This is a genomic window from Paenibacillus glycanilyticus (assembly GCF_030161375.1).
In the GTDB taxonomy this organism is placed as follows: domain Bacteria; phylum Bacillota; class Bacilli; order Paenibacillales; family Paenibacillaceae; genus Pristimantibacillus; species Pristimantibacillus glycanilyticus_B.
The window spans coordinates 296,205-303,458 of record NZ_BSSQ01000018.1; the positions used below are offsets into that span (position 1 = coordinate 296,205).

The window sequence follows — 7,254 nt, forward strand, 5'->3', positions numbered from 1 at the left end:
ATCACTGCCTTCCTTTCGATGGATGGCTTGTGCCGAAGCCTGCTAGTTTTTTGGCGTATAACAGATTCGCTTTAATCGTTTGGTGGAACATTGCTGTCTGCCTTGCATCCAAAGCGATCGTATGATTCGGATCATTGTGATTGACCTCGATAATCCATAATTTGTTCTGCGTATCAAGAGCAAAATCAAAGCCCAAATTAGCGGCATGATGCCCCGCTGAGACGAGCTGCTTCGCAATACTTCGGGCCACTTTTTCCATCCTCCGGCAAGTCGCTCCGGCTTCAGCTTCTCCCTTATGCAGAATCCCTCGAAGCGTTTGTTTCCCTTCCATGGCTGTTCCGCCTTTGGAAATGTTGCTAACTATCGATCTGCGAGGTCCCAGTCTTGCTATAATCCCCATCCGCTTCCATTTCCCCAGCCCGTCTTTCACTAGGATGAGCCGGAAATCAATAAGACGCTCTTTGGAGGAGACCAGCTTGATTCTTTCTTGAATTAAGTAGCCGGAATGATGTGTTTTCCGCTGAAGGAAATGACCCAGCTCCTGCACATTGCGGAAAACCTTCTTCAACGAACCTTTATGCGTCACGATGATTTGATTATTTTGCTTAGACAGCTTGAGTATATGGCTCCCGAATGATCCTTGCACCGGCTTCATATATAACTCATCGCTTTGTTCAAACATGCGGGCAATATCTTGCGGGCTGTGGTACAGAATGGTTCTGGGCAGATGGGCTCTGACGCTTGCGTTCCGGGAAAGAAGCTTATGCATGCTCCATTTGTCCAGCCGAAAATCATTAAATACGGATCTTCCAAGGTTATGTCGAAGATGGGGCATTAACGGCGCACTGGTTAACGATTTATTAATGACGGACGAGGGATATCGGTAGGAACCTTGTATCCATGTCTTTGTTACGGGCGAATACCTAAACCCGCGAATGGTCTTCGTCCGAGGATTCAGGTCATCCGAGGAAAATGCGATTAACGCGCCGTTTATGTGCGGGTACATCTTCGCGTAATGAAGTAGATTTTTATAGGGCAGCTTGCCTTTTATTTTATCAACCAGAAGCCCGATATAAGGACCTATGATGAGCTTATTGCCATCCTTGCGGACTTGGAATTGTCCCTCTGCCGGTATCTTTAATTGGTTCATGCAGGCATCGGAAATGATCATTTGGCCTTGTTGCGCTTGCTCGGAGGTATTCAATTTGACTGAAAAGGCCGTAATGCCGAATTGGAGAAGCAGGCTTTGATTGGGACCTACATTCCATTTCCTAAGAAATGACGGAGCGACCAGGACCGTATCGGACGGCAGAGAGGAACGACTGCGAATTTTGATCATGGTTAAGCTACTTTCCTCCCATTCGAATCAGCTATGCATTAGTCTATTATTTGTCTTCTTTCGTGTTGCTTGGCCGATCATAATTGGGCTTTGTGTCCTTTTCCTTATGGATTCATACAATAAAAAGAATATCAAGGAGGGGAGGCTTTATTTGTGGCAACGCTCGGAATCATGTGGGATCGGATGAATACGGGAGTATTCAAATGGCAAGCTAAGGCTATTCGGGGAGCCGGATTCGACAAGTTGATCTTATTCAACCCCGGCAAAGTCAATCACAGATACCGAACCATTGCCGGATGGGTATATGAGAATAATCATTGGCGCTATGAGCCCAATTCCCCGTACCCTGCTCTAATCTATGACCGTGGCATCTATAGCGGCCGAATGCTCCGGGAAGCCAGGCAAGTGAAAGAACAGGCCGGCATCCCTTTTGTCGGAGATTGGCTGGAGAGCGATAAGTGGAACATTCATAAAAAGCTCTTCGTAAATAGCAGGCTACGTCCCTACCTCATCCCTACTCTGCTGTTAAGCCATAATCAAGCCGTGCATACGATGCTGCATAAATATAATAAACTCATTCTTAAACCTATTGGCACCCATAAAGGAAAAGGGATATTAAAGCTAACCTATACGAATGGAAAATACGTGATAGAGGAAAATAAAAGGAAGCGAATCCCCTTATCCAAAGAGGGATTGCATGGGAAGCTCGCTGAGCTTCGCGGCAGTAGAAATTACCTCGTGCAAAAATGGGTCAATATAACCGACTCTACGAACAGAGTCTACGATATTCGCGTACTCATTCAGAAAAACTCGCTTGGACAATGGTATCTCACCGGGATGGGCGTACGTCTAGGAAAAGCAGGCAATATTACTTCCAACCTGGCTACCGAAGGCACGGCCAAAGAGATTATCTCTTTCTTATCCACGCAGTTTGGCCATACGCGGGCATTGGCGCTTGAGAAAAAACTCCGTGAACTTGCCTTTGAGATCGCCGTGCAATTGGAACAGTCCTACCACAAACGGCTGGTCGAGCTTGGACTAGATTTCGGCATTGACCGTCAGTCCCATATATGGATCATCGAAGCTAATGCCATACCTGGCAAAGAAGTGTTCAAGCAGGTTGCTTCTCCCCGAGTATTCAAACAAAGCCTGCAGCTTCCCATTTATTACGCAGGGTTCCTCCATAATCGATTATCGGGAGGGAAATTTCGGCGGAAGCAATGAATGGCAGCAAGGTTGGAGACTTAAACTAGAAAGAGCACCGGAAGGGATTCCTTCCAGTGCTCTTTCTAGTTTAAGCCTGTATGCCCGCCCCGTGATCCGAAGCGGAAGCCGGCTTCACCAGCGCTTTCTTTTCCCAGACACGGCTTCTCCAACGAAGGAGCATCATCAGCCCGCGCAGCCATTCATCCACCGTAAAGGCAATCCATATGCCTAGCAGGCCGATTCCGAAATGAATGCCAAGCAAATAAGCAAGCGGTACGGAAACTCCCCACATGGAAATGACGCCTGCCAATACAGGGAAGCGCGCGTCCCCGGCGGCACGGAGCGAATTGATGACGACCGTATTAAACGTCCGGCCCGGTTCAAGCACGATAGACAGCAGGAAAATCCCGGCCCCTGCCGCAATAATCTCCGGGTCCTTCGTGAACATGCCCATCAGCTGATGCCGGAATATAACGGCCACGCCCACGATAGCTAATGTGAACAAGAAGCTGAATTTCAAGCTTCTCATTAGCCTCCGGTAGGCCGCTTTCATCTCTCCGGCTCCCACCATCTGTCCGACGATGATTTCCGTCCCCACCCCGATGGCGAGCCCAAGCGCCATAAAGTAATTCGATATGTTCATCACATAAACATGCGTATTTAATGCCGTTATTCCAATCATATTAACGAAGCTAATAATCATCAAGTACTGCGATTGCCAAGAGATATGCTCCCCTGCGGCAGGCAAACCGATGCTCAAGATCTGTTTGGCATAAGAACCGTTCCAGGTTACGTAATCCTTGCGGCGAATCCGTACCGTACGGTACAACAGAATAAATAAAACGATAATGCCCAGCAAACGGCTAACGACCGTTGAAATAGCCGCTCCCGTAATCCCCCATTCGGGAAAACCCAGGTTACCGAAAATAAGCAAGTAATTCCCCGCGATATGAACCATATTGACGCCTAGCGTTACAAACATAACGCCCTTCGTGTTCCCTCTTGAGCGAATAACCGATGAAACCGCATAAGAAAGCGCCTCGACCCATATAAAACCGCCAATGATCCTCAAATAATGGCTGGCAATTTCAATTTGCTCGGGATTTAAGTGAAGAAGATGCAGGAGCGACTCTCCAAAACCGACAAGCGCGATACTGACGAGAATTCCGAAAATAAGATTCATCGAGATCGCCAGCGCCGAAATACGGCTCGCTTCTTCCTTCCGCCCGGCCCCGATATATTGGGAGACTACAACGCTGGTGCCTACCCCAACAAAGCCGAACATCAGAATGCAGAAATAAATAATTTCGTTAGCTAAGCCAACTGCCCCCGTAGCCTTATCGGAAATTCGGCTTAACATAAACACGTCTACGGTGCCCAGCATCATCCGTAGCACGGAGTCTACGAAGATCGGCCATGTTACGGCATAAAGACTAAGTTTTTTCCATGATGGAGTAGTGTCTGATAAGGTCACGTTACAAGCTCCCACTAAGTATTTTCTCTGTTGCCTTCCCTAGTGTAGCGCTCGCAGGTAGATCCGTCTACGGTGAGTTTTAACCTTTTTCCGCGGGCAATGGCTTTATCTGCATAATTAGGCTAATAGACGGTCTCCTTGTGATCCGTATCCTTCATATATGAAACAAAGGGCAGATGGATCATAAGAGGAGGATTCGAACATGAGCGTAATTTTCAAAAAAGTCGGAAATACGGCGATATTCTCCGCAGACGCTGAAGTACGAACCAAACAAGGCATCCTAGAGGTTAATATCGTCGAGACCCAACGCGTTCCAAAAGGCAGCTTAAACGGCTTGCTTCAGATCTCCTTGAACGGCAAACCACTAGTTATTGCTTCGAGCAGCGTTAAGCCCAAATCATGCAACTGCGATTGCAAATCTGCAACCACAAGCGCCAAGCAGCCATTCAAAGTCTATGACCGCGCCAAATTAAATGAGCTAAGTCCTGCATTGGCCGTGGTCTTCCGCAAGTTAAACCGCGAATTGATTCAATTCAACGCAAGAAAGTCAGCCTCGATTAATGTGCCTTGCTTTATCAAGATCCCGTTATGCCGCCTTGCATACTCCCAATACATCGTTGCTTGCAGACTCAGGGGTAGACCGGCACAAGACTGTTTGCGGGAAGCCGAGGCCATCTACAATAACTGCAAGGGCAATTGCTAAGCAGTATTCATATAAATACATCGCCAGAGCTCATAAGCCCTGGCGATGTATGCAAACCTTTTATTCGACCTCCAACATCCTTCGCTTCAATCGTACAAGCTCTTCTACATTGCGAGTCGTTATAGAGGCAATGCCCATGCCGATAAAATCCTCCATCAACGCTTCTTCATTTACGGTCCATACGTAGACGGGAAGTCCTTTGGACGAGGCATATTCAACAAGCTCCGGTCTCACGAACTTATAGTTGATGTTTATACCGAAGCAAGAAGCTTCGAGCGCATCCTTGCAAGTCTGAACGACAGCAGCTTCATATTTCATGGTTACAAAAAGATCGGATTTCGCGTTAAGCAGCTTTTTTAATTCGGGATAGGATTGGGCTTTTAGAGCTCGCTCCGTTTCGCAGCCAGATAGAAAAACGTGCTCGAGCACTCCATGCTTGCTCGCAAATTTGGCGACAGCTTCTATACAATCATCCGCTTTCAGGTCCAAATTTGCCATTTTGCCGGACGCCTTAATCAGCGGCAGCATCTCTTCCAGCCGGCATAGGCGAGGCGTGTCCCCTTGTTCGTCACGATCAGCCTGGAGTTGCAGCTCGGCAATCTCCTCGTAAGAGAGCTCTGAGATTGTAAACTCCCGCCCACTGGGCATTGTCCGCTTATCGTCATGCGCAAGCACCGGAATGCCATCCTTTGTCACTAACACATCTTCCTCAATAATGTCCGCTCCGAGGAGTAGTCCGGTTTGAACGGATAAAAGGGAATTATCAGGCGTATTCATGCAGCCGCTGTGGGCCGTAATAAGCGGAAATAGATTAGTCACTGGCGTCTCTCCTTTTGGAAGGGCTTACAATATTGTATTTCTAGCTTTACATTAGAGGGCTTAAGCAGGCTTGTGGTGTTTGTCCTATGATGAGCTTAATACCGTCTGTATAGCCTTCTTCCCTGCCCTGAAGCTCACCGATAAGCCGGCTGCGCCACATTCCCATTAATTCTTGATGATGCGGCTTGTTGGCTAAGTTACTGAGCTCTTGAGGGTCTTCCGTCAGATTGAACAATTGTTCTTCTCCCGTCTGCGAGAACCAAATGTACTTCTGTTTGCCGTCTGTTAAATAGTGATAGGAGAGCTCATCCATGGCATGCTCACCATGAATAAATGGCCTCCACTCGGATCCCTCGCCGGACTTGGATAATGGCAGCACGCTCATCCCGTCGACGGAATTGGGTATCGCTATACCCGCAGAATGGAGTAGCGTTGGCATCATATCCTGCAATTCAACGACTTGATCAACCATTTTCCCTGTCTCTAGCCCCAGTGTTCCTGTCGGATCGTTCAGCAGGAAAGGTACTTTGGCGCTTCCTTCATAGGGTAATCGCTTTTGATATAGACAATGATCGCCCATGAGATCTCCATGATCGGATGTGAACATAATAATGGTATTCTTTCGTACGCCGTATTCGAATAAGGCATTTAACAGACGCCCGATTTGATTATCGATGTGGGTGATTAACGCATAATAAGCAGCCAATGCTTTTTGGCGCATTCGTTCATGCACGATTCCCCGGAATGTTGTTGGACTCAGTCCTTCGCGGTTCCTATCGTGTATGTCAGCCCAATCCCCAATCGGCGGTTGCGGCAGCTCAATACCTTCATACAGGTCGAGAAACGCCTGCGGCGGATCAAGCGGAGGATGAGGACGAACAAACGAAGTCCATAAGAAAAACGGCTTGCTTGGATCCCTTCTTCGCAGAAAATCAATCGATTGCGTCACAGCCCAATTCGTCGGATGCAAAGATTCATCCAAATGCCACGGCCTCGCGACTGTGGAGGAGTTGCAATCCAACCCATGGTCCATGATGTCATGCCGCGCTCCCGCTTTGTCACGGAGCCAATTGACGTAATCGTCGCATTGATCCCACCATCCCAGTGGGGTCGTAGCCGAGCGGTCGCGATTGTAATGCATATAGCCGTCATGCAGAACAACATTGTGGAAGCCGCATAAATTGCGCGTTGGATATACATGCATTTTGCCGATACATTGCGTATGATAGCCGGCTCCAGCAAATTCTCCTGCAAGCGTATGCTCGTAGTTCCACGGCACCTTATCCTTGTACCCAACCCTGCCATGATTCCGTTGCTTCATTCCCGTCATCATTGCAGCCCTGGCGGGAACGCAGGAAGGCGTTGCCGTATAAGCGTTCGTAAAGGTTACTCCGCCTCTAGCTAGATTGTCTAGGTTGGGAGTCTGAATAACAGGATGCCCCAGATAGTGCAAGCAATCTCCCCTCATTTGATCCACGGTGATTAACAAAACGTTTGGCTTCATACCAATCAACTCCCGGGTTGTATGATCAGTCGCTATTACAAAACGTTCTGCTATTATAGCATGTAATAATTAGAAGATTGCAAAAATATTAGCTAATTTGAACATCGTCTGTAGCCATAATCATGCTAAAAACAAAAAAACCACCTAAAGAGGTGGGTTCCCGTTTGTATCTTGAAAACTGGATGCGAAAGTTTGAATTCCTTAAGTTT

General features: G+C 47.7%; 6 protein-coding genes. 2 read left to right on the forward strand and 4 right to left on the reverse strand.

Annotated elements, in window-relative coordinates; genetic code table 11:
• Nucleotide 1: 1 nt before the first annotated feature.
• Nucleotides 2–1,339: a YheC/YheD family protein gene (locus QQK89_RS23860; protein WP_284241192.1), complete on the reverse strand. Its 1,338-nt coding sequence runs from the start codon at nt 1,337–1,339 to the stop codon at nt 2–4.
• Nucleotides 1,340–1,492: 153 nt separating this feature from the next.
• Between QQK89_RS23860 and QQK89_RS23865 the strand changes: the two genes are divergently transcribed.
• Nucleotides 1,493–2,563, forward strand: a complete 1,071-nt coding sequence (locus QQK89_RS23865) for a YheC/YheD family protein (protein ID WP_284241193.1) — start codon at nt 1,493–1,495, stop codon at nt 2,561–2,563.
• Between the two features lie 70 nt (nt 2,564–2,633).
• On the opposite strand, the gene QQK89_RS23870 is transcribed toward QQK89_RS23865, so the two are convergent.
• Nucleotides 2,634–4,019: an MATE family efflux transporter gene (locus QQK89_RS23870; protein WP_284241194.1), complete on the reverse strand. Its 1,386-nt coding sequence runs from the start codon at nt 4,017–4,019 to the stop codon at nt 2,634–2,636.
• Nucleotides 4,020–4,221: 202 nt separating this feature from the next.
• Between QQK89_RS23870 and QQK89_RS23875 the strand changes: the two genes are divergently transcribed.
• Nucleotides 4,222–4,722, forward strand: coding sequence for a hypothetical protein (locus QQK89_RS23875; RefSeq protein ID WP_284241195.1), 501 nt, complete (start codon nt 4,222–4,224; stop codon nt 4,720–4,722).
• A 60-nt stretch (nt 4,723–4,782) separates the two neighbouring features.
• Here the strand turns inward: QQK89_RS23875 and QQK89_RS23880 are convergent, their stop codons facing one another.
• Together QQK89_RS23880 and QQK89_RS23885 are read right to left on the reverse strand one after the other, a co-directional pair.
• Nucleotides 4,783–5,541, reverse strand: coding sequence for a glycerophosphodiester phosphodiesterase (locus QQK89_RS23880; protein WP_284241196.1), 759 nt, complete (start codon nt 5,539–5,541; stop codon nt 4,783–4,785).
• A gap of 46 nt (nt 5,542–5,587) precedes the next feature.
• A complete protein-coding gene (locus QQK89_RS23885) occupies nt 5,588–7,045 on the reverse strand; it encodes an arylsulfatase (RefSeq protein WP_284241197.1) in 1,458 nt (485 codons plus the stop codon).
• Nucleotides 7,046–7,254: the final 209 nt, after the last annotated feature.